Below are 26,555 nucleotides of genomic sequence, written 5' to 3'. Positions count from 1 at the left end.
GTGAGCGCCTCAGTGCAGCCTGCGCACGGAGTCGCGCACGATGAGCGGCATCTGCACTCTCTCATGGACGAGCTCGGCCTCACCGATGAGCATCTCGATGCCGCGGCGAGCCATCTCCTCGTACGGAAGACGTGCGGTGGTCAGGCCCGGCCTCTGGAAACTCGCCAGCTCCTCATCGTCGAAGGAGACCACCGAGACGTCCTGAGCGACCTTCAACCCACGTTCGGCCATCGCCTGGTACACGCCGAACGCGACGTTGTCGTTGCCGGCGATGATGGCGGTGCGGTCGGGATGTGCGTCGAGCATCCGGTGCAGCTCCTCGTACCCGACCTCAGGACGCCAGCCGTCGACGTCGACGCGGACCAGATCGGCGCCCGCGCGAGTGAGTACGCTGTCCAGCCCTGCGAAGCGCTCGGCGATCGTGGCGGAACGTCGCAGGTCTCCCGCGACCTGGGGGAGGTCCCCGATGATCCCGATCCGGTGGTGGCCGCGCTCGATCAGATGCTCCGCCACGGCGACGCCCGCGGCGTGCTCATCGGGGAGCACATTCGGATGGTCGGCGCTGGAGACGCCGTTGACGAGGACGACGGGGACGCCATGAGGGATCTTCGGGACATCGATCATCCGAGCGGCCATGAGCCCTATGACGATGCCGTCCACCCGTCGATCGGTCATCTCCTGGACGGCGACAGTCAGGTCGTCGCTGCCGCCGGTCTCCGTCATCAGCACCGTGCGCTCCCGAGCCTTCGCGGCCTCCAGCACGCCGCGGATCATGCCGGACGCATATCGCGTGATCGTGACCTGGTCCGAGATGAATCCGATCGTGCCCGTGCGTCCGAGGCGCAAGCTCTGCGCGGCGGGATTCGGTCGGTAGCCGAGCTCGTCTGCCGCGGCGCGCACGCGCGCGGCCGCTTCGGCGGAGAGCCGAGAGTCCGGTCGATCGTTGAGGATCATGCTCACGGCGGTCTTGGACATCCCCGCGCGCGCCGCGACGTCGGACATCGTGGGACGCTTGCCGGGACGTGGCTGGGTCATGGCGTCTCCCTCGGTGGTCGCGCCGGTCGGCTCGACGATCCCTCCACCCTACCGATCCGAGGGCCCTTCTCCCGACTGATGCTGAATTAGTTCAGCATCAGTCTTGCGCGGACCGGATGCAGGTTGCTAATCTGCCTCTGCTGAATCAATTCAGCAACTATCGAAGGGAGCGACGACGTGGTTGACATCTCACGACGCATGATGCTCGGAGCGCTGGGACTCGGTATCGTCGGCACAGCGATCTCCTGGCCGCGACTCACAGGCGCGGACATACCAGGGCGAGGGAGCGACGCACTGACGGTCGCGCTCCTCGGCACAGCCCAGGACGCGGCGGCGCGGCAGAGCCTGGTGGACGGCTTCCAGCGCAAGCATCCCGACATCCCGGTGCGGATCGTGGCGATCCAGGGAACGGACTGGGGCGACTACTTCGCGAAGATCCTGACCATGGTCGCGGCCGGCACCTCTCCGGACGTCGTCACGGTCGCGACCGAGGGTGCGCAGCTGTTCGCCTCCCGGATGGCTCACCCTCTGGACGACTACGTCCGTCGGGACGCGGCGGAGATCAAGGACTATTTCGACGATGTGCATCCATCGCTCATCGAGGCGTTCCTGTACCAGGGCAGCCTGTTCCAGCTGCCGGACAACTTCAACGCCGCCAACGTCTACTACAGCACCAAGGCGCTGGAGCGGGCCGGGCTCGAGCGCCCAGCCGACAACTGGTCCCTCGACGACTTCTTCAGCGTGGCGCAGGCGATGAAGAAGTCCGGGCAGCCGCCTTTCCTGCCCTATTTCTGGAACAACCGACTGTGGGGAGGGATCGTCCCCTGGCTGTACATCAACGACACCAGCATCCTCACCGAGGAGAAGGCGACCGGCGGCGACTGGTTCTGGAAGCAGTTCTATCCGAACGAGAAGCCGCGCGGGGGCGGTTACCTGTGGCAGAACGCCGACGCCCTCAACGAGCGCACGATCGAGAGTTTCGAGGTGATGCAGCGCATGGTATCCGAGGGCCTCGCGGCCAATCCCGCGCAGGGCGGCGGCAACGAACTGGTCGCGCTGTTCTCCCGCGGTTCCGTCGGCATGACGCCCGCGGGCGGATTCTGGGTCAAGGGGCTCGCGGACGCGGGCTTCGCGAACGACGATTACGACGTCTCGTTCTTCCCGAAGATGCGCAGCCAGCGGCACCAGTTCGGTGCGGCCGGATACGCGATCATGGAGACCTCGCGCCGCAAGGATGAGGCGTGGGAGTGGCTGAAGTACTGCGTCTCGGTCGAGGGCATGCGCACCGCGCACCCCCAGCCGGACTCGTCCCTCACACGTCGCTCACTGAACGACGAGCTCTACGGGGCGGGTGTCGGCCCTGCTCACTGGAAGGTGTTCTACGACACCCTCGACGAGTTCCCGACCACCGGTCCGATCCCGGCGCCCCCGCAGCAGGCCGCCGTCGAACAGGCCCTCATCAAGAACGTCGTCGGCACCATCACCAACGGCCGCAGCGGAGTCCGCTCGGGCCTGGAGACGATGCAGCGCGACCTCGAGCTCGCCCTGAAGGGACGCTGATGTCCACGACCGTCCCCACCACCGCCGCCATCTCCGCACCGGGAGCCGTCGGCTCCGGCGCGTCCAAGCGCGGAGGAGGCCGTGCGCTCATCGCCGTCTTCCTCGCCCCCACCGTGATCGGTCTCGGGCTGTTCACCTTCATCCCGATCATCGCGTCGGTGGTCCTGGCCTTCTTCCGATGGGACATCATCACCGCGCCGGAGTTCGTCGGCGTCGACAACTTCGTGCGGGCCGTGACGAACCCGACGATCCGGGTGTCGTTCCTGAACACCATCGGCTTCGTGATCGTCGCGGTGGCACTCCAGCTGGCGGTCGCACTGCTGCTCGCCGTGCTCGTGCAGTCGAAGATGCCGGCCTGGCTGCGGGCGTTCTTCCGCTCCACGCTGTTCTTCCCGCTGATCCTCTCGGCCGCATCGGTGTCACTGGTCATGGCGTACCTGTTCAACCAGGAGTTCGGGCTGGTGAACCAGTTCCTGGGTCTGCTCGGCGTCGGCAAGATCGGCTGGCTCACGACCGGGCTGGGGGCGAAGGTCGTCGTGCTCCTCGTCTACGTGTGGCAGAACTTCGGGTTCACCTTCCTGCTCTTCCTCGGCGGGCTCGCTGCGGTGCCGCAGGAGGTGTACGAGGCCTCGTCCATCGACGGCGCGACCGGGTGGGCGCGGTTCCAGCACATCACGCTGCCGCTGATCAGCCCCACGATGCTGGTCGCGACGGTCATGGCGATCATCAACGCCCTGCAGATCTTCGACCAGCCGTACGTGCTCACGCGCGGAGGTCCCGGCGATGACACGCGCACCGCGGTCATGGTCATCTACGAATCGGCCTTCCGACAGCTCGACTTCGGAGGCGCGTCCGCGGTCGGCATCATCCTGACGCTGCTCATCATGCTCGTCACAGGGATCCAGTTCCAGCTCAGCAAGCGTTTCGTCTTCTACGGGTGAGGTCAGACATGTCGACTCAAGCAGTTCTCTCCCGCAGTCGCGGGTTCGCTCTCGGACGCATCGGCACCTTCGTGGTGCTGATCGTCGCCACCGCGCTCACGCTCGGCCCCGTGATCTGGACCGTGATCACTGCGCTCACACCGTCCGACGCGGTCACGCACACCACTTCGTTCGGGTTCGGGGCGTTCACCGACGTCTTCACGAAGATCCCGGTCTGGCTGTACATCTGGAACAGCGTGCTCGTCACGCTCCTCATCGCCACAGGGCAGATGCTCAGTGCGGCGATGGCGGGCTACGTGTTCGCACGGTACGAGTTCCGCGCGAAGAAGCTCCTGTTCGGACTGATCCTGGCGACCATGATGGTGCCGCTGCAGGTGATCATCGTCCCGGTGTTCATGCTGGTGCGCGGCATGGGAGTCGCCGACACGCTGCTCGCACTCATCATCCCGGCTCTTCCGACCGCATTCGGCACCTTCCTCATGCGGCAGTACTTCCTGGGCCTGCCCGTCGAGCTCGGCGAGGCCGCCCAGATCGACGGGTCGGGACCGTGGCGCACCTTCTTCCGGATCTATCTGCCGCTCGCCACTCCTGGCCTCGCCATCGTCGGCATCCTGGCGTTCAACTACCACTGGAACGAGTTCTTCCGGCCGCTGATCCTCACGATCAGCGAGCAGAACTTCACCCTCCCACTCGGCCTCGTCACGCTGCAGGGCAACCTCGGCACGGGAAGCGTGTCCACCGTGCTGGCGGGCGTCGTGATCTCGATGATCCCAGCGCTGATCGTGTTCGTCTTCGGGCAGAAGCCGTTGCGCGAGGGCCTGACCGCCGGAACCGGGAAATGAGAGAGATGCACTTCCGTCCTGCACGCAACTGGATGAACGACCCGAACGGACTCGTGTTCCACGACGGAGTCCACCACCTCTACTACCAGTACAACCCGCACGGAGCCGATCACGGCTTCATGAGCTGGGGGCACGCCTCCAGTCCTGATCTCGTGAGTTGGGAGGAGCATCCGGTCGCCATCCGGTACACGGTCGAGCATGAGATCTTCTCGGGCTCGGCGGTGTACGACGAGCACGACACGAGTGGGCTCGGCGCGGGCGGTGTTCCGCCGCTGGTCGCCGTGTTCACCCTCGCCGACCAGCCCGGTCGGCACCAGACGCAGGGGATCGCGTCGAGCACGGACGGCGGGCTCACCTGGACGCCGTACCCGGGCAATCCGGTGCTCGACCGCGGGTCGGCGGACTTCCGTGATCCGAAGGTGTTCCGCTACTCGGGACCGGCGGGCGAGTACTGGGTGATGATCGCCGTCGAGGCGCTCGAACGTCGTGTCGTGCTGTACCGCTCCGATGACCTGAAGGCGTGGACCTTCCTGTCCGACTACGGGCCGAGCGGCGCGACCGGTGGGGTGTGGGAGTGCCCTGACCTGTTCCCGCTCGCCGTCGACGGCGATCCGTCCGAGGTGCGCTGGGTGCTGCTGATCAGCCTCAACCCGGGCGGGATCGCCGGCGGGTCCGGGACGCAGTACGTGGTCGGCTCGTTCGACGGCGTGCGCTTCGTCGCCGACGAGCCGGGTCCGGCGGTGGCATCGGGCCGAGGATGGGAGAACTCCCGCGCCGAGCTGGAAGCGTGCGACTGGCTCGACCACGGGCGGGACTGCTACGCGGGCGTGACGTTCTCGGGCCTGCCCGACCAGGAGCGGATCCTGATCGCATGGATGAGCAACTGGGACTACGCGGGTCTGCTGCCGGTGGATGCTGCGAGCCCTCAGCGCGGTGCCATGACGATCGCGCGCCGGCTGTCGCTCTCGCGGAGAGGGGGACGGATCCGCCTGGTGCAGACGCCGATCGGTCCGGTCACGGACCCGGATGATCAGGCCCCGACACAGCGGGTCCTGACTGGATCGCCGCTCGAGCTCGCCCTCGCACCGCAGGTGCGACTGCGCGTGCGCCTGCGCGTGGATGAGGCAGCGGATGACCGGGGAGCCGCCGTCGAGCTGCGCTTCGGCAGTGAGCAGGGGCCCTCGGCCGTTCTGCGATTCGCCGACGGCGAGCTGAGCCTGGACCGGACGGTCGGCGCATCCGGGATGCCGGCCTCCTTCGGCAGCGTCGAGCGCATGCCGTTGGCGACCCGCGACCTGTTGGAAGCGGAGATCTGGGTGGACGGCGCGGGCGGCGGGCGAGGATCGATCGAGGTGTTCGCCGACGGCGGGGCCGCCGTTCTCACCGATCTGGTCGGGTCCGCGATCACGCACGTGGAGCTCGTGGCGATCGGTGCCGCCGTCCAGGTGGATGAGTTGTCCGCGCGTGCGCCTCGGGCGCTGTTCGCGGATGCGGGAGACGGGAGTCCCGTGTGACGCGGATCGCGGTCGTCGGCGAGGCCCTCGTCGACGTCGTCGTCGGTGGGGAGAGTCACGCGGGCGGCTCGCCGATGAACGTGGCGGTCGGTCTCACCCGGCTCGGGTATCCGTCGGAGCTGAATGCGTGGATCGGATCCGATGGGCACGGTGACCTCATTCGGGCGCACCTCGCCGCCGACGGTGTTCAGCTCGGCGCGGGCACGCGGAGCGAGGGCCCGTCCTGGACGGCATCCGTGGACCTCGACGCGGACGGCAGGGCGGAGTATGCGTTCCGGCTGCACGGCGACATCCCGATTCCCGCGATCGACGAGTACGAGCTGGTGCACACGGGCTCGATCGGCGCGCTGCGCGAGCCCGCATCGTCCGCGCTGCTGGAGGCGTTTCGAGCCGCTCCCGCCCGAACCGTGCGAAGCTTCGACCCCAACATCAGAGCCGCCGTGATCGGGCCCGCCGCCGCCGACCGAGTGTTCGCGCTCGCCGCCTCGGCTCAGATCGTCAAGCTCAGCGATGAGGACGCCGCCTGGCTTCGTCCCGGACAGCACCCGGCCGACGTGCTGCGCGAGCTCGCCGACGGCGGCACCCGCTTCGCGGTCGTCACCCGCGGTCCGGAGGGCGCACTCGCGCTGGTCGACGGCGTCGTGTACGAGCGCCCCGCACTGCCGGTGACCGTCGCGGACACGATCGGTGCCGGTGACGCGTTCATGTCGGGCCTGCTGTTCGGCCTGCTCCGCGACGGCGCAGACCGACTCATCGCGGGCGGTGCGCCGATCCCGGCGCAGCTCGTGACGAGCGCGCTGGACACGGCGCTCACCTCCGCCGCGATCGCGGTGTCGCGAGTCGGGGCAAATCCGCCCCACTCGGACGAACTCGCAGCTGGGTCGGTCCGGCAGTCCTGACCCGGCCGGCGGTGCTCAGGCGGTCGCGGCGCGCAGTGCGATCTCGATCATGTCGCCGAAGGTCTGCTCGCGCTCCAGCGCCGTGGTCTCCTCGCCGGTGACGATGTGGTCGCTGACCGTGCAGATCGCCAGGGCTCGGCGCCCGTAGTAGGCGGCGAGCGTGTAGAGGCCCGCGGCCTCCATCTCCACGCCCAGGATGCCGTGCTCGACGAACGGCGCGGTGAGTTCGGGGCGGGTGCTGTAGAACTGGTCGCTGGAGAAGAGCTGGCCCACGTGCACGGTGTCGGCGAGCTCGAGCGACTCGCTCGCCTCGACGGCTGCGCGCAGCAGCGAGAAGTCCGCGACCGGCGCATAGTCCAGCCCGTGGAAGCGCACCCGGTTGATCCCGGAATCCGTGCTCGCGCCGTTGGCGATGATGATGTCGCGCACCTTCACCTTCTCGGTGAGCGCGCCGCACGAACCGACGCGCACGATGGTCTGCACGTCGTAGGAGTCGAAAAGCTCGTTGGCGTAGATCGCCATGGACGGCTGGCCCATGCCGGAGCCCTGCACCGAGACGCGGTGCCCGTTCCAGGTGCCGGTGAAGCCGAGCATCCCGCGCACCTCGCTGTACAGCGTCGCATCCTCGAGGAAGTTCTCGGCGATCCACTTCGCCCGCAGCGGGTCTCCGGGGAACAGGACGATGGGGGCGATGTGTCCGGGCGCTGCGGCGATGTGCGTGCTCATGCCTCCAGCGTATGTCGGCGCGGCGTGGTTCGATGAAGGGCATGGACGTCGAGCGGATGCTGCGCGAGCAGCGGCGGATGCTGTGGGCCACCGCCGCGTGTTTCGCGCTCGGCCTGCTCGCCGGCACCGCCGTGCTGTGGGGTGCGGCGCGTCCGTTCAGCGGCGACGGGTCGGTGATCATGCCGGTCGCCGTGGTGGCGGGCCTGATCGCCGCGGTCGCGTTCATCGTCAGCACGCGCATGCATCGGCCGGGCGAGACCGCGCCGATGCCGCGCTGGCAGGCCGTCGTCTCGAACATCAGCGCCGTCGCGGTCACGGTCGCGCTCGCCGCAGTCACCGGTCTGGGTGTGCTGCTGGCCGGAGAGGTGCTGGCCGCCGGGCTCCAGGGGCTGCAGCTGCCGGCCGTCGGCGGCGGGGTGTTCACCGCGGTGGCATCCGCGATGGGCGGAAGGATGGCGTTCGACGCCGGCATCCGCCTGCGCACCCGCGACCTCGCCGCCCTGCTGTTCGCCTTCCTCATCATCGGAACCCTCTTCGCGATGCTCACCGCGACCGACACCGCCTGGTGGGAACGCAGCTTCTCGCAGCTCGGCATCGGCACGGGCGGCTGGGCGTTCAACGGCACGGTGCTCATCGCAGGACTTCTGATCGCGACCACCGGCTCGTACCTCGGCCGCGATCTGCACCGGATGCTGGGCGATGACGCGCTGCGCGGCATCGCGGCCGTCGTGATCGCCTGGGCAGGCGCTGGGCTCGCGCTTGCTGCCGTCGGCCTGCTGCCGCTGGACAGCGTGCCGATCCCGCACGCGATCGCCGCGTTCGCGACGCTCGCTCTGCTGCTCGCGGCGGTGATCATGGTGACGGTGCTGATGGCGGAGCTGCGGATGCTGCGCGTGCTCACGATCGTGCTCGTGGCGCTCATCGTGATCGCGGTCGTCCTCGCGTTCGGGCTGCGCGTGCTCTCGGTCGCCGCCCTGGAGGCCGTGGTCGTCGGGCTCGTGCTGCTGTGGCTGACTACGCTCGTCCAGCTGCTCGGCATCCTCGCCCCCGACGTCTCGCGCCCCTCCGCCCGCCGGTCCCCGCTGCGCTGAGCCCCTGGCCGCGGCTGCCGCCGCACGCGGGCTGTACGGCCGCCGCCGGCGCAGAGATGGAAAGTGCGGCTTCCCGGCCCTCCCCGGCGACGTTCTCCATCTCCTCGGACCCGGTGCGGATGGAAAGTGCGGGTTCCGCGGGCCTCCTGCCGACGTTTTCCATCCGTGAGGTCGGCGCCGCTGCGCCCTGCTGGCGTGGATCAGAAGTGCACGTTCCCGAGCCCGTTCAGCGACGTTATTGATCCACGCTGACAGCGTGCGGATGGAAAGTGCGGGTTCGCGGTCTCTCGCACCGACGTTTTCCATCCGCGCGCCGCGGTCACGGATGGAATGTGCGGGTTCCGGGGCCCTCGCGCCGACGTTCTCCATCCGCGTGGCGGGGGCGGGGCGCCCGGTATCCTGGAGGTGCGACTGGCGAAGCCGGATGACCGGCAGGGAGCGCAAGTACGGCATCGTCCGCCTGGGTGCCCATCACAGATGGGAGTACCCGTGCGCTACGGGATGAATCCGCACCAGTCCGCCACGGTCGAAGGGGGCCCCGCCGTCATAGGCGGCGCACCCTCGCTGATCAACTACCTCGACGCCCTGAACGCGTTCGCGCTCGTGCGCGAGGCCGATGATGCCGGTGGCCTGCCCGCCGCCGCGTCGTTCAAGCACGTCTCGCCCGCCGGCGCCGCGCTCGCCGGTGCCGTCGACGAGGTCGCCGCCGAGACCTGGCGCACCCCGGATGCCGCCGCCGACAGCCTGATCTCCGCGTACGTGCGCGCTCGCGACGCAGACCCGAAGTCGTCGTTCGGCGACGTGGTGGCGCTGTCGCGCCCGGTGGATGCCGAGACCGCAGAGTTCCTGCGCACCGTCATCTGCGATGCCGTGATCGCCCCCGGCTACGAGGAGGGCGCGGTCGCGACGCTGAGTGCGAAGAAGTCCGGCGGGTTCCTGATCTTCGACGCCGGCACCGACTGGCAGCCGCCGGCGCGCGAGCGTCGTGAGGTGCTGGGCGCGATCATCGAGCAGGATCGGGATGCCGCCGATCTCGCTGCTGCGCTCCCCGCCGGTGCGCTCGACGAGACCCGCCGCCGCGACGCGCTGCTCGGCATGGCGACGGCCCGCTACACCCAGTCGAACTCCGTCGTGCTGGTGCGCGACGGTGCGGCGATCGGCATCGGCGCGGGGCAGCAGAACCGCGTGGACTGCGTGCGCCTCGCCGGCGACAAGGCGCGCGTGTGGTGGCTGCGACGGCATCCGTTCGTCCGCGAGCTTCCGCTCGTCGACGGCATGCGGCGGCAGGACCGCCTGAACTGGCAGATCCGCTTCGCCGGCGCCGAGATGACCCGCTCCCAGCAGGCGGAGTTCACCGAGCTCTTCGGCGCCGAGGCATCCGCCCGCTACGACGAGCGCACCTGGCGCGAGGAATGGGCCGAGAAGCTCGACGACGTCACCCTGGTCTCGGACGGCTTCCTGCCCTTCCGCGACAACGTCGACCACGCCGCCGAATACGGCGTGCGCACCATCGTCGAGCCCGGCGGATCCACCCGCTCCGACGAGGTCGCCGCCGCGGCATCCGAGCACGACATCGACCTCGTCACGACCGGGCTGCGCCTCTTCCACCACTGAGCGCACGCCCCGGCATCCCGCATCCGCGGCGGGTGCCGGGTGGCGGGTGGCGGGTGGCGCGGCGGGCGACGGATGGCGCGCTGGCGTGGCGGATGGCGTGGCGCGTGGCGCGCAGCGCCCAGCGCGCGCGACGGCGACCTGCGCAGCCGCGCGCCGGCTCAGCCGCGCCCCGGCTCAGCCCTGGCGGCTCACCATCTCGGCGATCCACAGCGGGGCGAACGGCGAGGTGCAGTTCGGCGGCGTCGGGTAGTCCGCGAGCACCTGCAGACGCTCGCCGATCTCCAGGGCGCGCTCGCGCAGGGCCGGGTGGTGGATGCCGATGTAAGCCAGCGTCTCGTTCATCGCCCACTGCTCGCGCGACGGAGCATCGCGCAACTCGCGCTCGATGCGATCCAGCAGCCCGTCCAGATCCAGCCCGGAAGGATCCTTCGCCACGCGCGCAGAGGTCAGCGACCAGGCGGCCGCGCGGGCATCGGCATCCGCATCGTGGAACCAGCGCAACCGCAGCTCTTCGGCGAGCGGCGACTTCTTGGCGATGTAGTTGACCGTCCAGTCGTGCGCCTTCGCGCTGCGGGTGGTGCGCACCATCTGATCGATCTCGTCCGCCGACAGCTCCCGCGGCTTCGCGATCAGCAGCCCGAGCAGCTGACCGGCCACATCGCCGGTGGCCCACAGCTCGCGCGCGAACTCGGTCGACATCCCGATCCGCTTCGCCAGCGCGCGCATCTTCGACAGGTTCACGCCGTGCGCATCGCCGTGCCGCTCGTTCACGGTACGGGCTTTCGGGTCCTCGAGCGCGGCGAGCTCGGCGAGGGCCTCGGGAGCGGTCATGGATGACATGTCTCCAGCGTATTCCGTCGTCTGAGGAGCGGGCGGGGTGTCACGATCGGACGCGGACGCCCGCGTCTCAGGCGCGCGGCGGCGCCGCCGAGGTGCGCACGATGAGCTCGGGGGTCACGTCGGGGATCTCGTCCTCGGTGGCGCGGCCCTCGAGCTGTGTGATCAGGCGCAGGGCGGCGGCTCGGCCCATCGCCTCGAAGGGCTGGCGCACCGTCGTCAGCGCCGGGGAGGCGAACGCGGCGAGGGCGATGTCGTCGACGCTCACCACCGAGATCTCGTCGGGAACGCTGCGCCCGGCCTCGTGCAGCGCGCGGATCAGTCCGAAGGCCATCTCGTCGCTGGAGACGAACACCGCGGTCGCCTCGGGGATCGCCGCGATGGTCCGCCCGGCGCGGTATCCCGACTCCGGGGTCCAGTCGCCCGGGATCACCGGTGGCGGCGTGATCCCGTGCTCGGTGAGCACCTGCTCCCAGGCCTGCTGGCGCTGCGAGGTCTCGAGCCAGAGCGGGTCGCCCGACACGTGCCAGACGGTCTTGTGGCCGAGATCCAGCAGGTGCTCGACGGCCAGACGGGTGATGGAGCCCTGATCGACGATGAGCGGGGCCTCCGGGTCGAGGGTTGCGCGCTCGGTGCGGGTCGACGGTGTGCGGGCGGTGCGCAGGCGCATCGCGGCGCTGCCGAGTTCGACGGGCACGCTGAGGATGACGCCCTCCGCGCCCTGGCGCTCCAGACGGTCGAAGGCGTCGATGAAGGCCTGATCGGAGGCATGGTCGGAGACGGCCGCGGTGGTGACCGTGTACCGGTTGGCGGCGGCGGCCTGCTCGATGCCGACGCTCAGCGCGGCGGTCGAGTAGCGGTCGGTGGAGACGACGATGAGGCCCAGGATGCGGGTGCGACCGGATGCCAGCGAGGCGGCCGCCGCGTGCACGCGATAGCCCAGCTCATCCACGGCCGCCAGCACGCGCCGGGCGGTCTCCGGGCGCACGTTCTGCTGGCCGGACATCACCCGCGACACCGTCTGCGTCGAGACGCCGGCGAGACGTGCGACGTCGACCTGGTTGGGGGCTCGATCGTCGGAGGGATGAAGCGGAGACATGAGGCCATGTTAGCGACGAGTCCCGCCTGGCTCATTCTCCCGGATGATGCCACAATGGGAGCGCAAACATTTTGTCACTGGAGATACATGACCACCTCAGCATCCCCCTCTCTCGCCTGGCGTGACGGAAGGATCCTCCGCGACGGCGCGGAGCACCGCATCCTCTCCGGAGCAGTGCACTACTTCCGGGTGCATCCTGACCAGTGGGAGGACCGGCTGCGTCGACTCGCAGCGGATGGGCGCCAACACGGTCGACACCTACGTCGCCTGGAACTTCCACGAGCGCGTGGAGGGGGAGTACGACTTCACCGGCTGGCGCGACCTGCCGCGCTTCATCCGGATCGCCGGCGAGCTCGGCCTGGACGTGTTCGTGCGCCCCAGCCCATACATCTGCGCGGAATGGTCGAACGGCGGCATCCCGCACTGGGTGTCGGCACGCACCCGGGCGCTGCGCACCTCCGACCCCGTGTTCCTCGCCGCGGTGGATGCCTGGTACGACCGGCTGATCCCGCTCCTCGCTCCGCTGCAGGCCGCGAACGGCGGGCCGATCCGTCTGATCCAGGTCGAGAACGAGTACGGCTCGTTCGGCAGCGACGCCGACTACCTGGCGCACCTGCGCGCGGGGCTGGTCTCGCGCGGCATGGTCGAGATGCTCACCACGGCCGACGGCACCACCTCCGACATGGTCGAGCACGGCAGCGTGCCCGGCGTGATGGGCACCTTCACGTTCGGCACCGGAGTCCCGGCGGCCGTCGCGCTGTGCCGCGACGGGCAGCACCTGATGTGCAGCGAGCTGTGGGGAGGCTGGTTCGACCACTGGGGCGAGCAGCACCACGTGCGCTCGGCGGCGAGCATGGTCGGGACGGTCCAGGAGCTTCTCGACGCCGGCGGCTCGGTGAGCCTGTACATGGCGCACGGCGGCACGAACTTCGGGTTCTGGAACGGCGCCAACCACGACGGCACGCGCATTCAGCCCACCGTCACCAGCTACGACTCCGACGCTCCGATCGGCGAGGACGGCACGGTGAACGCCAAGTTCCACGCCCTGCGGGAGGCGTTCGCGCCGTTCCACCCGGCTGGGCTGCCGGAGCTTCCGGCGGCGCCGACCTTCCAGCCCGCCGCGAGCGCTGCCCTGATCGCCACCGCGTCCCTGCTCGATGCCGTGCGTTCGATGCCGGTCGCCGCGCACACGCCTGCACCGTCGACGTTCGAGGAGCTCGGTGCCGAGGATGGCCTGGTCTCCTACGAGTCGGACATCTCCTTCCCGGAGGCGACGACCATCGGCATCCTGGGTCTGCGCGACCGCGCCACGATCTACCTCGACGACGTGCGCCTCGGCACGCTCGAGCACGACGGCGCGCACCAGGTCGACCTGCCCGCAGCGGGCGGACGAGGCCGGCTGACGATCCTCGTCGAGAGCCTCGGCCGCATCAACTACGGCCCGTTCGTGGGGGAGCACAAGGGCATCCTGCACGGCGTCGTCATCGGCGGTCGCCGCTTCGTGCACGGCTGGGATCACCGCATCCTCGGTGATGCCGTTCCGAGCCCGGTCGCTGATGCCGCGGCGGATGCTGCCGGAATCGCCACCGCAGCACTCGACGTCCCGCACCCGGCCGACGCCTGGCTGGCGTTCCCCGGCGGCGCGAAGGGCATGGTCTGGCTGAACGGCTTCCTGCTCGGCCGCTACTGGGAGCGCGGCCCGCAGGAGACCCTCTACGCGCCCGCACCGCTGTGGCGCGAGGGTGCGAACGAGATCGTGGTGCTCGACACCGACCGGCTCGGCGCGAGCGTCGAGATCCGCGAGCAGCCGTCCTTCGGCCCCGCCGAGGAGTTCATCGGGTCTTAGCATCCGCTCCCGAACCGCGAAAAACCACGTCCTTCATGAGAAATCATGCAGGACGTGGTTTTTCGTGCGGAATGTGGTTTCTCGCGGGGGCGCGGGCCGGGGGCGCGCCGTTCGCGCCTCAGCCCTTGACGGCGCCGGCAGCCAGTCCGCTGCGCCAGTAGCGCTGCAGGGTGAAGAACAGGATGATCAGCGGCACGACGCCCAGCAGCGCGCCGAGCATGACAGCGCCCTTCTCGGGCGCGAAGTAGCTCATCATGCCGTACAGGCCGAGCGTGACCGGCTTGAGCTCGGCGCTGGAGATCATCATCAGTGGCAGCAGGAAGTTGTTCCAGGTGGCGACGAAGACGAACAGGAAGATCGTCACCATCGCCGGGCTCAGCAGGCGCAGCGCGATCGTGAAGAAGATCCGCGGCTCGCTCGCGCCGTCGATGCGGGCGGCCTCGAGCAGTTCTGTCGGCACGGACGATTCGGCATAGACCATGCCCAGGAACACGCCGAACGGGGAGACCGCCGACGGGATGATGATCGCCCACATCGTGTTCGTGAGCCCCAGGGCGTGGAACTCCATGTACAGCGGTACGGTCAGCAGAGCCACCGGCAGCAGGAGCCCTGCCATGATCACGGCGACCGCGATCTTCTTGCCGGGGAAGGCGAACTTCGCGATGGCGTAGCCGGCCATCACGGCGAACAGGGTGCCGATCACGCCCGCTGCCGTCGAGTACAGCACGGAGTTGCCGACCCAGCGCCAGAAGTTGCCCTGCGTCCAGTTCATCAGGCTGTCGTAGTTGGCGGGCAGGTTCCACTCGGCGAACCAGAAGCCGAAGGTGTTCGTCAGGTCGGCGTTGCTCTTGGTGGATGCGACGAACACCCAGAACACGGGCACGAGGAAGTACAGCATCGCCACGACGAGGGCGATGATCCCGAAGGTGCGGGCCACGGGTCCCGGGGCGATGGAACGCGGCGGAAGGTCGGCGGATGCCGCGATGCGACGCTTCTTCATGGCCGAGGTGGCCGAGGCGATCAAGGTCGTGGTGCTCATCAGGATGCCTTCCTGCGCTGCGCGAATGCGTACACGACGGCCAGCAGGCCCGCGATCACGGCCAGCAGCAGCGAATACGCGGATGCCGGGCCGCTGCCCGAGGGTGAGATCTCACCCATCATCGAGTTGTAGGTGAGCATCATCGGCGTGTAGTCCAGTCCCATCCAGGAGTTGGCGCCCTCCATGATCACGGGCTCGTTGAACAGCTGGATCGTGCCGATGATGGACAGCAGCACCGCCAGCAGCGCGGCCCCGCGCACCATCGGCACCTTGATGCGCATCGAGATCTGGAAGCCGTCGGCGCCGTCGATGCGCGCGGCCTCGTACAGCTCGCGCGGGATGGCCTGGAGAGCTGCGAGGAAGATCAGCATGTTGTAGCCGGTGTAGGTCCAGGTGGTCATGTTCGCCATCGAGGCGAGGATCGTGCCCGGAGCCATGAAGTCCACGCCGGCGGGCAGGAACGGGATGAAGGGCGAGACCTCGGGCGTGTAGAGGTACAGCCAGATCATCGCGGCGATGACCCCGGGGATCGCGAACGGCAGGAAGAACGACAGACGGAAGAAGGCCGGGCGCCGCACGAGGAAAGAATCCAGCAGCAGTGCCAGGGCGAGGGCCGCGATGATCATCACCGGGATCTGGAGCGCGGCGTAGAGCACGACGCGTCCCATGCCGATCCAGAACACCTCGTTGGAAGCGGCCGCGGCGAGGTTGTCGAAGCCCACGAAGGTGTCCACCAGTTCGCCGCCCCCGAACAGTCCGCCGCCGGAGGGCTTCTGGGAGAAGAACGCCGCGCGCACCGAGATGATGATCGGCACGAGGAAGACGATGAGGAACAGCGCCGCGAACGGCGCCATGAACAGCCAGCCCGTGCGGGACTCCTGGCGTGCGCGGAAGCCCCGGGTGCGGAGGCTCCTGCTGATGGTCTCGGTGCTCACTGCGTCATCTCACCTTTCGAAACGGCACCGGCGGAGGACACGGGTCGTGTCCTCCGCCGGCACTGCGTGCGTGAAGCGGGGGTTACTCGGCGACCGGAAGACCGAGGTCCGTCAGCGCCTTCATGGCCGTGTTCTGGGCCGTGGTGAAGATGTCGGCGACCTTCTTGTCACCGGCGGTCACGCCTGCGGCGGTCTCGGTCATCGCCGACAGGGTGGAGAAGCCGGGTGCGTACGGGAAGTCCGGGTTCATGTTCGCCGTGGCAGTGGCGAGCTCGCCGAGGACGTCCTGGCCGCCGAACTGACGCAGCATCTTCTCGCTGCTCTTCGGGGCGCCGTTGCCGGCGACCACGAGTCCCTGCGAGGCGAGGTCGTCGATCTGGGTGTTGAACCAGTTGTTGAACTTCATGGCCTCGGCCGGGTGGTCGCAGCCCTTGAGGACCGCGACGCCGGAGCCGCCGTCGGGACCGGTCATCTCACCCGCACCGAAGTCGGGCAGCTGGGCGACGCGCCACTGGCCCTCGGACGGGGTGCCGTCGAGCGAGTCGAGCAGGAAGCCCGCCTCCCATGCCGCGCCGATGTGGCCGATCAGGCTGCCGTCGTTGAGCGCGACGGTGAACGGCTCGCCCCAGCGGTCCGCCTTGAGCGTCTGATTCTTGTCGAGCAGATCCTGCCAGAAGGTCGAGACCTTCTGCGAGCCGGTGCCTTCGGCATCCACGACCCACTTGTCGCCCTTGGTGCTGAACCAGGTGTCGCCGGCGGCCGCGGACTGCGCGGCCAGCCAGTGCGTGGCCTCGTCGGCGGTGAACGCCGTGACGTACTTGCCCGCGGTGGCGGCCGTGGCCGAGTCCGCGGCCAGGTCCTCGATGGTCGCGGGAGCCTCGAGGCCGAGCTCCTTGAACGCGGTGGCGTTGTAGAAGTAGACCAGGGGGCCGACATCCTGCGGCAGTCCGACGACGACGTCGCCGACGCGCATGCCGGCGTAGGCTCCCGCTGAGAAGTTCGACTCGTACTTCTCAGCCTCGGCGGTGACGTCCTCCAGCAGGCCCTTCACATACAGCTGGGGTGCTTCTGAGTAGCCGACCTGTGCGAGGCACGGGGCGTTGCCGGCCTTCACATCGGTCTCCAGCTTGAGGACCATGTCGGTGGCGGCGCCGTCGAACTTGGTCGTCTTGACCTGGATGTCGGGGTTCTCCTCGTTCCAGCGCTCGGCGATCTCGGCGACCGTGGCCATGTCGGTGCCGTTGTCGAGGCGGTGCATGTACTCGATGGTCACCGGCTTGCCCGACGAGACCGAGTCGGGGGCGCTGTCGGCGCTGCTGCAGGCGGCGAGGCCGAAGGCCGAGACGGCTCCGACGGCGACGACGGCGGCGGTGCGGATGATGCGGGTGGATGTCATTGCTGCGGCTCCCCGTTGAGTTCAGGTTGAGGGTGGTGGACCGCGATTCGGGAAAGTGGCCCGGATGTCATTAAACCCCAGAATGTTTGCGCTCACAAACTGATTGTGACTAGTCCTGTAACGAATGTGTTTCATCCTTTGAGTAGCGCTGACATTCGCGCATCCACGAGCGCGTACGAGCGGCGCGACGTGCCCGCACCCCGATGATCTGAGGTGCCCGATCCGGAAGATAGGGAACTCGTCCGATGTCGAGGGGACACCTCAGCGACGAGCGTGGAGTTCGTCGGAAGAAGGAGATCCCCATGTACGCGAACCCTTACCTCGTCGCCCGCGTGAACCAGGCAGAGCTCGAGCGCCAGACCGTGCTGCTCGAGCGCATGCGCATCGCACGGGAGCAGCCAGAGCGTCTCGTCCCGCGTCGGCGCGGCCGGATGCCGCGGGTGCTTCGGATGCTGCGGCACGTCGTCCCCGTGAGGCGCCGCCGCACGGTGGAGGCGTGACCCAGGCAGTTCTCGCCCACCATGTCGGCGGTCGGTGGCACGATGAACGCATGTCCGTCATCGCACCGACCGCAGACATGGTGGGACGCGACGTCGAGTCGAGTCGGCTCGACGCCGCATTGCAGCGTGCCCTCGCGGGAGAAGCGGGCGCCGTGCTGGTGGCCGGCGAGGCCGGCATCGGAAAGAGCAGGCTGCTGCGCGAGTTCCGTGATCGTGCCTCCGTCGACGCCGCAGTGGTCGTCGGATGGTGTCTGGATTACGCGGTCGCACCGGCCGCCTACGGGCCGCTGCCGGCGATTCTGCGCGGGCTGCTCGACATGCTCGACGATCCGACCGCCCTGGCGGCCGGCCCCGCCCGCGGTGCGCTGCGACTGCTGCTGCCCGAACTCGGCGGCGAACCGGTCGAGCGCGGCGAGACCTCACCCGAAGCACTGCGCGAGGCGATCGCGACGCTGTTCGAGGCCGCGGCATCCGCCCGTCCCGTCGTCATCCTCATCGAAGACCTGCACTGGGCCGACGACGCCACCATCGCGATGCTGTCGTTCCTGCTGCGCGCGCTCGCCGATTCCCGCATCCTGTTCGTCATCACCTGCCGCGTCGACGAGGTCCGCCGCGGTGCGGCGGTGCGATCCTTCCTCGCCGAATCCGAGCGGGCGCGGCTGATGGATCGGATCACCCTGCAGCGGCTCGGCGATGTCGAGGTCCGTGCACTCGTCGAGGCACTCACGGGTCCGGTGGACGATGCCGCGTTCGAGCGGGTGCGCGAGCGCGCCGAAGGGGTGCCGTTCTTCATCGAGGAGCTCTCCTGCAACGCCCTCGGGCCCCTGCCCGAGACGCTGCGCGACGTGCTGCTGTCGCGCTATGACTCGCTCGGCGACGATGCGCGGCGGGTCGTGCGCACGGCATCCGGGTCGGACGGGCCGATCGACCACGAACTGCTCGCCCGCCTCGTCGACCTGCCCGATGATCGACTCGACGCCGGCATCCGGGAGGCGGTGAACGTCGCCATCCTGGCAGTGCGCGCCGACGACACGTACGACTTCCGACACGCTCTGCTGCGCGAGGCAGTGCACGACGACCTGCTCCCCGGCGAGCGGTCGCGGCTGCATCGCGCCTACGCCGAGGCGCTCGAGGAACGTGCCTCGGGATGCGAGGGATGCCAGGAATCGGCCCTCGCGAACCACTGGCATCAGGCGCACGATCCTCGGCGGGCGCTGCTCGCCGCCATCACGGCGATGGACCGCTCGCGCCGCAGCTTCGCCTTCTCGACAGCCGCACGCTTCGGCGAACTCGCCCTCGAACTGTGGGATCAGGTGGCGGATGCCGAGGACGCGACCGGCATAGATCATGTTGCGCTGCTCGGGCGCCTGGGCTCGATCCTCCGCAACGCCGGCGATGGGGAACGGGCGCTGATGGTGGTGAACATCGCCCTCGACGAGGTCGACCGTGAGACCGTCGACCCGGCCGTGCTCGTGCGGCTGCTGCGCGACCGCGGCACGTATCTCACCAGTCTGGGCAGACCGCAGCAGATCGAGACCCTGCAGGAGGCGCTCACCGAGTACGAGACGCGCGGCGTCGACGAGCCGCGGCTGCACGCCGCACTGCTGGTGCTGCTCGGAGCGCGGTACATGATCGTCGGGCGCTTCGACGATGCGATCCGCCTGGCCGACGAGGCGTTCCGCCTGGCTGAGGCCGCCGGCGACGATGCTTCCGTCTCGGTGGCGGCGAACCTGCGCGGCAACAGTCGGGTGCATCTCGGCGACCTCGAGTCGGGGTTCGCCGATTTCCGCACGGCCTGGGCGCACGCCGTGAACGTGGATGCTCAGCTGAGGTACCGGGTCAACTACTCCGACGCGCTGTACAACCTGGGGCGCTACAGCGCGGCGGTGCAGCTCGCCGAAGGCGGCGTCGACGACGCCAGGCGCTTCGGCATCGAGCGCACCAGCGGGTCGATCCTCACACAGAACCGGGCCGAGCCGCTGCTGGAACTGGGCCAGATCGCCCGGGTGGAGCAGCTGCTCGCCAAGGACCTCACCTTCCGCACGCATCGGGTCTTCCGTGCGTACACGACGGCGACGCGCGTGCGAGCGCTGGCCTGGCGCGGGCGGTTCGGCGAGGCCGACGCGATCATGGAGGAATGGCGCCCGCGCATGCACCAGATCGCCGAGGTCGAACGGCAGGTGCGGTACTCGCTGTGGCGCACCGAGATCAGCCTGGCGCTGTGCCGCGGAGACGCCGAGGGCGCGGTGTCGGTCCTGACGCAGATGCTCGACGACACCGGCCCCGCCCTCGGGCAGAGGGCGCGCGTCCTGCTCGACGGCGGATGGGTCGTCGGCATGCTGCGTGCCGAGGGGCGGGAGTCGGATGCTGCGGCACTGGCCGGCCGGGTGCGCTCGGCATGGGATCAGATCCCGCCGGCACTGCATCCCGCGGGATGGGACACCCTGTTGGAGGGACTCCTGTGCGCGAGCCCGGAGGCGCTCCGGGCGGGGATCGCCACCGCCGACAGCGGTGAGATGCCCGTGGTGTTCCGCGTGGTCCTGAGATGCGAGCTCGCCCGCACACTGGTCTCCGACGGTGATCGGGCCGATCGGGTCGAGGCATCCGCTCTGCTGGTCGAGGCGGGCGCGCTGGCCGCCGAGTACGAGCACGCCGGGCTGCAGCGCGACGTCGCCGCCCTCGCAGAGGCGACCGGCGCCACCTCGCAGGCTACCGAAGGGGTGGCGAGCCTGACGGCTCGTGAGAACCAGGTGTTCTCGCTGATCGCCGAGGGGCTGAGCAACAGGCAGATCGGCGAGCGGTTGTTCATCAGCGTGAAGACGGTCAGCGTGCACGTCTCCGCAGTGCTGCGCAAGCTCGGGGTCGCCACACGCAACGAGGCGGCGGCGCGGTACCGCAGCGAGGTCGACGCTCTCTCCCGCTGAGGTCCGTTTCGGAGAAAGTTCACGGAACGGGTACCCCAGGGGGGTATTCCGGGGTACGCTCGGAACAGGGCCCGATCGGGTACCCCCAGCGTGAGGAGAGACCATGACCACCACCGAGTTCCAGGTGACCGGGATGACCTGCGGGCACTGCGAGATGTCCGTGCGCGAAGAGGTCGAGAAGATCGCCGGCATCGAGGGCATCGACGTCAGCGCCCAGACCGGAAGGCTGATCGTCACCGCGGCATCCGCCGTCGACGCGGACGCCGTCATCGCTGCGGTCGACGAGGCCGGCTACCGGGCCGTAGCCGCCTGAGCATCCGCACGCCCGCATCCGCCTGTCCTGAGGAACCATGTCATGACCACCGCCTTGCCGTCCCGCGTCGATCTTGAGATCGGCGGGATGACGTGCGCATCCTGCGCCATGCGCATCGAGAAGAAGCTCAATAAGCTCGACGGCGTCACGGCGACGGTGAACTACGCGACCGAGAAGGCGCAGGTCACGGTCGACGGGCCGATGGATGCGGCGCTGCTGATCACGACTGTCGAGAATGCGGGATACACGGCGGCGCTGCCCGCCGCGCCCGCTTCGGAGGATCGGGAGGATGCCGAGGATCCCGAGCTGCGGTCGCTGCGGCACCGGCTGATCGGGTCGATCGTCCTCAGTGTGCCGGTCATCCTGCTGGCGATGATCCCGGCGCTGCAGTTCACCTACTGGCAGTGGCTGTCGCTGACCCTCGCGGCGCCCGTGATCGTGTGGGCGGCCTGGCCCTTCCACCGCGCGGCCTGGGTGAACCTGCGCCACGGCGCGGCCACCATGGACACGCTGATCAGCCTCGGCACCTCGGCCGCATTCGTCTGGTCGCTGTATGCGCTGTTCCTCGGCACAGCCGGGATGCCCGGGATGACGCATGGGTTCAGCTGGACGCTCGAGCGCGGTGACGGCGCGGCGAACATCTATCTCGAGGTCGCCGCTGGGGTCACGATGTTCGTACTCGCCGGCCGGTACTTCGAGAAGCGGGCCAAGCGGCAGGCCGGTGCGGCGCTGCGTGCGCTGCTGGAGCTCGGTGCGAAGGACGTCGGGGTGCTGCGCCCTTCGACCGGCTCAGGGACCCAGACCGAGCGTCGCATCCCGATCTCCGACCTGCGGGTCGGGGACGAGTTCGTCGTGCGCCCCGGCGAGAAGATCGCCACAGACGGCATGGTCGTCTCCGGCTCGTCGGCCGTGGACCGGTCGATGATCACCGGGGAGTCCGTGCCCGTCGAGGTCGGCGCGGGGGATGCCGTCGTCGGCGCCACCGTGAACGCCGGCGGCCGGCTGGTCGTGCGCGCCACCCGGGTCGGCTCCGATACGCAGCTCGCGCAGATGGCGCGCATGGTCGAGGATGCCCAGACCGGCAAGGCCGAGGTGCAGCGCCTGGCCGACCGCATCTCGGGCGTCTTCGTGCCGATCGTGATCGGCATCGCCCTCGTGACGCTGGCCGTCTGGTTCATGCTGGGATTCCCGGCGGCCACCGCTTTCACCGCCGCCGTCGCCGTGCTCATCATCGCCTGCCCGTGCGCGCTCGGGCTGGCCACGCCCACCGCTCTGCTGGTCGGCACCGGGCGCGGCGCGCAGCGCGGCATCCTCATCAAGGGCCCGGAGATCCTCGAATCCACCCGCCGCGTCGACACCATCGTCCTCGACAAGACCGGCACCGTCACCGAGGGGCGGATGAGCGTCGTCGCCGTCATCCCCGAGCAGGGCACGGATGCCGCGGAGCTGCTGCACCTGGCCGGAGCCGTGGAGCACGCCAGCGAGCACCCGATCGCCCGTGCGATCGCCTCCGCCGCTGCGCGTGCCGTCGGGCTGCGTGCCGAGAGCCCGTCTCGTCGTCCGGAGCTGCCGGGCGCTGAGCAGCATGTCGTCGGCGGACACGCCGGCGCGCCGTCGGATGCTCCGGGCGACGACACTGTGTTGCCGGCCGTCGAGTCGTTCCAGAACCTCGAGGGGCGCGGAGTCAGCGGCATCGTCGACGGGCACGCCATGATCGTCGGGCGGCAGACGCTGCTCGAGGACTGGGCGAGCCACCCGTCCGCAGAACTGCTGGCGGCGAAGGCGGATGCCGAGGCGGCCGGGCAGACCGCAGTGCTCGTCGCCTGGGACGGCGCCGCCCGCGGCATGATCGTCGTCGCCGATGAGGTCAAGCCCACCAGCGCCGAGGCCGTCGCCGCGCTGAAGAAGCTCGGCATCACCCCGATCCTGCTCACCGGCGACAACGAGGCGGCCGCACGCCACATCGCCGCTCAGGTCGGCATCGAGCAGGTGCACGCCGAGGTGCTGCCGGCAGACAAGGTCGCCGTGGTCAGGCGACTGCAGGCAGAGGGCCGGGTCGTCGCAATGGTCGGCGACGGCGTGAACGACGCGCCCGCGCTCGCACAGGCCGATCTCGGCATGGCGATGGGCACCGGCACGGATGTCGCGATCGAGGCATCCGACATCACCCTCGTCCGCGGAGATCTGCGCGCGGCATCCGATGCCATCCGCCTCTCGCGGCGCACGCTGGGCACCATCAAGGGCAACCTGTTCTGGGCCTTCGCGTACAACGTCGCGGCCGTCCCGCTCGCCGCCCTCGGGTTGCTGAACCCGATGCTGGCTGGTGCCGCGATGGCGTTCTCGAGCGTGTTCGTCGTGGGCAACAGCCTGCGCCTGCGCTCGTTCCGCTGAGCCTCGCACCTCGAGCGGGAATACCCCAGGGGGGTATTCGAGTTGCATCGGATGACAGCGATGCTGATGAGACGCCGAGGAGGATCCCATGGACCCGCACACACACGCCGAGCAGTCCCCTGACTCGCACGCTCGGGAGGAGAACTCCCTGATGGGAGGACACTCCGGGCACCAGGCTCCTCCCGAGGGGGAGAACTCCTCCCGGACAGGTGCGGGGATGGAGCACGGGGAGCACGGGGAGCACGGGGACCACGGCGGTCACGGCGAGCACGCGGGCCATGCGGACCACTCTGGCCACGGCGAGCACGCAGACCACGCAGGCCATGGCGGTCACGGCGACCACGTCGGCCAGTTCCGGCGCCTGTTCTGGATCAACCTGCTGATCGCGATCCCCGTCGTCGCGTTCAGCGGAATGTTCGCGATGATCCTCGGCTACACGGTCCCCGACTGGGCCCGGTGGATCGCGCCGATCCTCGGCACGGTCATGTACGTCTGGGGCGGCCGTCCGTTCCTCACCGGCGCGGTCAGCGAGCTGAAGGCGCGCAAGCCCGGGATGATGCTGCTGATCGGCCTCGCCATCACGGTCGCCTTCCTCGCCTCCTGGGGTGCGAGCCTGGGCATCCTGCACCACGAACTGGAGTTCTGGTGGGAGCTGGCGCTGCTGATCGTGATCATGCTGCTCGGCCACTGGATCGAGATGCGCTCGCTCGCGCAGACCACCTCCGCACTCGACTCGCTCGCCGCGCTGCTGCCCGATGAGGCCGAGCGCGTCGACGGCGACGACGTGGTGAAGGTCAGCCCGGCCGATCTCCGGCTCGGCGACATCGTGATCGTGCGCCCCGGCGGCAGCATCCCCGCCGACGGCAGGATCGTCGACGGTCGCGCCGACATCGACGAGTCCATGCTCACCGGCGAATCGCGCACGGTCAGCCGCGGCATCGGCGACACCGTCACCGCGGGCACGGTCGCCACCGATTCCGGACTGCGCGTGCAGGTGACCGCCACCGGCGATGACACCGCGCTGGCGGGCATCCGCAAGCTCGTCGCAGACGCACAGGCCTCCAGCTCCCGCGCCCAGCGGCTCGCCGACCGCGCGGCCGGCTGGCTGTTCTGGTTCGCGCTGGGCGCCGGCATCCTCACCGCCCTGGTCTGGACGCTGCTCGGCAGCCCGGACGATGCCGTGATCCGCACGATCACCGTGCTCGTGATCGCCTGCCCGCACGCACTTGGCCTGGCCATCCCGCTGGTCGTCTCGATCGCCACCGAACGCGCGGCCCGCGCCGGCGTGCTGGTCAAGGATCGGCTGGCCCTGGAGAGCATGCGCGGCGTCGACACCGTGCTCTTCGACAAGACCGGCACCCTCACCAAGGGCGAGCCGACCGTCACCGGCATCTCGCCGATCGATGGCTGGTCCGCCGATGCCGTGCTCGCGCTCGCCGCCGCCGCGGAGGCCGACAGCGAGCATCCGCTGGCCAGGGCGATCGTGCGCGCGGCATCCGCCCTTCGACGGGCTCAGGGACCCAGTGATCAGTTGACCGCGACCGGCTTCTCCTCGTCGCCCGCGGTCGGCGTGACCGCCACTGTCGACGGGCATGAGGTGCGCGTCGGCGGTCCGCACCTGCTCTCGGAGATCGGCGGGCAGGAGGTCGCGGATGCCGAGCAGTGGCGCACCGACGGCGCGATCATCCTGCACGTCGTGCAAGACGGACGGGTGATCGGCGGGCTGAAGCTCGCCGACGAGATCCGCGCCGAGTCCCGCGAAGCCGTCGCCGCGCTGCACCGGCGCGGCGTGCAGGTCGTGATGATCACGGGCGACGCAGAGGCCGTCGCACAGGCGGTCGCCGCCGAGCTCGGGATCGACCGCGTCTTCGCCGGCGTCCGCCCCGAGGACAAGGCCGCGAAGGTCGCCGCTCTGCAGGCCGAGGGCCGCACGGTTGCGATGGTCGGCGACGGCGTGAACGATGCGCCCGCGCTGGCCCAGGCCGACGTCGGCATCGCGATCGGCGCCGGCACGGATGTCGCGATCGCCTCGGCCGGTGTGATCCTGGCATCCGACGACCCCCGTTCGGTCGTCTCGGTGATCGAGCTGTCGCAGGCGAGCTACCGCAAGATGACGCAGAACCTGTGGTGGGCGGCCGGGTACAACCTGATCTCGGTGCCGCTGGCTGCCGGCGTGCTCGCACCGTTCGGGTTCGTGCTGCCGATGTCCGTGGGTGCCGTGCTGATGAGCCTGTCCACGATCGTCGTGGCGCTCAACGCGCAGACCCTGCGCCGTCTGGACCTGCGCCCCGAGCGGGTCGTCGCCCGCTGACGCGCCCGCCGCCCCGCGCCGAGCGACCAAGCAATCGCCGAGCCACCAAGCAGATATGCGTCATCTGCTTGGTGGCTCGCGATTTCGATGGTGGCTCGGTGAATCAGCCGGGTGCGGCGAGGCCGGCCGCGTCAGCGCCCGACGGGCCACTCCTCGGCGAGCAGGCCGTAGTTCAGGCCGTCCATCCACTCGCCGGAGCGATGCAGCGCCGTGCGGCGGCTGAACTCCTCCCGGCGCATGCCGAGCCGCTCCATCAGCCGCCATGAGGGCTCGTTGTCGGCGAAGCATCCGGCGTGGACTCGGCGCAGCCCCAGCGGGCCGAAGCAGAGGTCGATGACGGCGCTCACCGCCTCGATCGCGAAGCCTTGACCGGTGTGTGAGGGGGCCAGCGCCCAGCCCAGCTCGGCCTCCGTGCCCGCCGCCTGCTCGGCGACCTCCGCCTGAGCCCACGCATCCTCGAGCTTGATCATCAGGTCGCCGATGATCGTGGGCGCGGCGTGACCGGCATCCGAAAGCACGATCACGAACGTCATCGCGCGGCGCGCGGGATCCGAGTACGTCTCGTGGAACGCCTCGCGCGTGGCCGGTGCACGGCCCAGCCACCGGTTGACCTCGGGCAGGCGACGGAACTCCCACATCGCGTCGAGATCCGTGTCCGCGAGCGGACGGATCTCCAGACGTGCGGTGCGGAGAGGCCAGGCGACGGTGCTGAGCGACATCTCGTCAGCGTAGTCGGCACCGA

21 protein-coding genes and 1 pseudogene are annotated in these 26,555 nt (G+C 69.5%); 14 read left to right on the top strand and 8 right to left on the bottom strand.

Translation table 11 applies throughout. From position 1 onward, the window contains the following. Positions 1-9 precede the first annotated feature (9 nt). A complete protein-coding gene (locus tag QF046_RS10060; protein WP_307369291.1) occupies positions 10-1,035 on the bottom strand; it encodes a LacI family DNA-binding transcriptional regulator in 1,026 nt (341 codons plus the stop codon). Between the two features lie 177 nt (positions 1,036-1,212). Between QF046_RS10060 and QF046_RS10055 the strand changes: the two genes are divergently transcribed. From QF046_RS10055 to QF046_RS10035, 5 genes are read left to right on the top strand one after another with little or no spacing between them, the layout of a single operon-like run. Continuing rightward, positions 1,213-2,595, top strand: a complete 1,383-nt coding sequence (locus tag QF046_RS10055; protein ID WP_307369289.1) for an extracellular solute-binding protein — start codon at positions 1,213-1,215, stop codon at positions 2,593-2,595. Next, on the top strand, positions 2,595-3,536 hold the full coding sequence (locus tag QF046_RS10050) for a carbohydrate ABC transporter permease (protein WP_307369287.1): 942 nt from the start codon (positions 2,595-2,597) through the stop codon (positions 3,534-3,536). Before QF046_RS10055 ends, QF046_RS10050 begins: the two co-directional genes overlap by 1 nt. Before the next feature lie 8 nt (positions 3,537-3,544). Beyond that, positions 3,545-4,378, top strand: a complete 834-nt coding sequence (locus tag QF046_RS10045; protein ID WP_307369285.1) for a carbohydrate ABC transporter permease — start codon at positions 3,545-3,547, stop codon at positions 4,376-4,378. Between the two features lie 5 nt (positions 4,379-4,383). Beyond that, entirely contained in the window at positions 4,384-5,892 is a 1,509-nt protein-coding gene (locus tag QF046_RS10040; RefSeq protein ID WP_307369283.1) for a glycoside hydrolase family 32 protein, read from the top strand. Beyond that, positions 5,889-6,791, top strand: coding sequence for a carbohydrate kinase (locus QF046_RS10035; RefSeq protein ID WP_307369281.1), 903 nt, complete (start codon positions 5,889-5,891; stop codon positions 6,789-6,791). Before QF046_RS10040 ends, QF046_RS10035 begins: the two co-directional genes overlap by 4 nt. Before the next feature lie 15 nt (positions 6,792-6,806). Here the strand turns inward: QF046_RS10035 and deoD are convergent, their stop codons facing one another. Then, positions 6,807-7,517, bottom strand: a complete 711-nt coding sequence (deoD, locus tag QF046_RS10030; RefSeq protein WP_307369279.1) for a purine-nucleoside phosphorylase — start codon at positions 7,515-7,517, stop codon at positions 6,807-6,809. Positions 7,518-7,549: 32 nt separating this feature from the next. Here deoD and QF046_RS10025 point away from each other — a divergent pair, with 32 nt between their 5' ends. Both QF046_RS10025 and QF046_RS10020 read left to right on the top strand, forming a co-directional pair. Further along, complete coding sequence (locus QF046_RS10025; RefSeq protein WP_307369277.1) at positions 7,550-8,608, top strand: DUF998 domain-containing protein; 1,059 nt, start codon at positions 7,550-7,552, stop codon at positions 8,606-8,608. Between the two features lie 489 nt (positions 8,609-9,097). Then, positions 9,098-10,222: a hypothetical protein gene (locus QF046_RS10020; RefSeq protein ID WP_307369276.1), complete on the top strand. Its 1,125-nt coding sequence runs from the start codon at positions 9,098-9,100 to the stop codon at positions 10,220-10,222. A gap of 174 nt (positions 10,223-10,396) precedes the next feature. On the opposite strand, the gene QF046_RS10015 is transcribed toward QF046_RS10020, so the two are convergent. Together QF046_RS10015 and QF046_RS10010 are read right to left on the bottom strand one after the other, a co-directional pair. Continuing rightward, a complete protein-coding gene (locus tag QF046_RS10015; protein WP_307369274.1) occupies positions 10,397-11,062 on the bottom strand; it encodes a DNA alkylation repair protein in 666 nt (221 codons plus the stop codon). Positions 11,063-11,129: 67 nt separating this feature from the next. Next, positions 11,130-12,158: a LacI family DNA-binding transcriptional regulator gene (locus QF046_RS10010; protein ID WP_307369272.1), complete on the bottom strand. Its 1,029-nt coding sequence runs from the start codon at positions 12,156-12,158 to the stop codon at positions 11,130-11,132. Between QF046_RS10010 and QF046_RS10005 the strand changes: the two are divergent. Both QF046_RS10005 and QF046_RS10000 read left to right on the top strand, forming a co-directional pair. Beyond that, positions 12,144-12,347: pseudogene (locus tag QF046_RS10005) on the top strand (hypothetical protein); the annotation flags it as partial. The gene QF046_RS10010 and the pseudogene QF046_RS10005 sit on opposite strands and share 15 nt — an antisense overlap. Before the next feature lie 46 nt (positions 12,348-12,393). Continuing rightward, a complete protein-coding gene (locus QF046_RS10000) occupies positions 12,394-14,004 on the top strand; it encodes a beta-galactosidase (RefSeq protein WP_307369269.1) in 1,611 nt (536 codons plus the stop codon). 118 nt (positions 14,005-14,122) lie between these two features. Here the strand turns inward: QF046_RS10000 and QF046_RS09995 are convergent, their stop codons facing one another. The 3 genes from QF046_RS09995 to QF046_RS09985 all read right to left on the bottom strand — a co-directional run bounded on the left by QF046_RS09995 (position 14,123) and on the right by QF046_RS09985 (position 17,374). Continuing rightward, the gene (locus tag QF046_RS09995) at positions 14,123-15,043 is read right to left on the bottom strand and encodes a carbohydrate ABC transporter permease (RefSeq protein ID WP_307369267.1); all 921 of its coding nucleotides are present in this window, start codon (positions 15,041-15,043) and stop codon (positions 14,123-14,125) included. Next, positions 15,043-15,978: a carbohydrate ABC transporter permease gene (locus QF046_RS09990; protein WP_307369265.1), complete on the bottom strand. Its 936-nt coding sequence runs from the start codon at positions 15,976-15,978 to the stop codon at positions 15,043-15,045. The genes QF046_RS09995 and QF046_RS09990 overlap by 1 nt, the downstream gene beginning before the upstream one ends. A gap of 82 nt (positions 15,979-16,060) precedes the next feature. Then, entirely contained in the window at positions 16,061-17,374 is a 1,314-nt protein-coding gene (locus QF046_RS09985; protein WP_307369263.1) for an ABC transporter substrate-binding protein, read from the bottom strand. Positions 17,375-17,676: 302 nt separating this feature from the next. Here QF046_RS09985 and QF046_RS09980 point away from each other — a divergent pair, with 302 nt between their 5' ends. The 5 genes from QF046_RS09980 to QF046_RS09960 all read left to right on the top strand — a co-directional run bounded on the left by QF046_RS09980 (position 17,677) and on the right by QF046_RS09960 (position 25,813). After that, positions 17,677-17,874 carry a hypothetical protein gene (locus QF046_RS09980; RefSeq protein ID WP_307369260.1) on the top strand — a complete coding sequence of 66 codons (198 nt, stop codon included), beginning with the start codon at positions 17,677-17,679 and terminating at the stop codon, positions 17,872-17,874. Positions 17,875-17,924: 50 nt separating this feature from the next. After that, positions 17,925-20,798 carry a helix-turn-helix transcriptional regulator gene (locus QF046_RS09975; protein WP_307369258.1) on the top strand — a complete coding sequence of 958 codons (2,874 nt, stop codon included), beginning with the start codon at positions 17,925-17,927 and terminating at the stop codon, positions 20,796-20,798. A gap of 103 nt (positions 20,799-20,901) precedes the next feature. Next, positions 20,902-21,111 (top strand): heavy-metal-associated domain-containing protein, encoded by a 210-nt coding sequence (locus tag QF046_RS09970; protein ID WP_307369256.1) that lies wholly within the window; start codon positions 20,902-20,904, stop codon positions 21,109-21,111. 42 nt (positions 21,112-21,153) lie between these two features. Next, on the top strand, positions 21,154-23,502 hold the full coding sequence (locus QF046_RS09965) for a cation-translocating P-type ATPase (RefSeq protein ID WP_307369255.1): 2,349 nt from the start codon (positions 21,154-21,156) through the stop codon (positions 23,500-23,502). A gap of 217 nt (positions 23,503-23,719) precedes the next feature. Continuing rightward, positions 23,720-25,813, top strand: coding sequence for a heavy metal translocating P-type ATPase (locus tag QF046_RS09960; protein ID WP_307372808.1), 2,094 nt, complete (start codon positions 23,720-23,722; stop codon positions 25,811-25,813). A gap of 131 nt (positions 25,814-25,944) precedes the next feature. Here the strand turns inward: QF046_RS09960 and QF046_RS09955 are convergent, their stop codons facing one another. After that, positions 25,945-26,532, bottom strand: coding sequence for a GNAT family N-acetyltransferase (locus QF046_RS09955; RefSeq protein ID WP_307369254.1), 588 nt, complete (start codon positions 26,530-26,532; stop codon positions 25,945-25,947). Positions 26,533-26,555: the final 23 nt, after the last annotated feature.

This window comes from Microbacterium sp. W4I4, from assembly GCF_030816235.1.
Lineage (GTDB): Bacteria > Actinomycetota > Actinomycetes > Actinomycetales > Microbacteriaceae > Microbacterium.
This window is presented reverse-complemented; position numbering and strand designations above follow the sequence as displayed.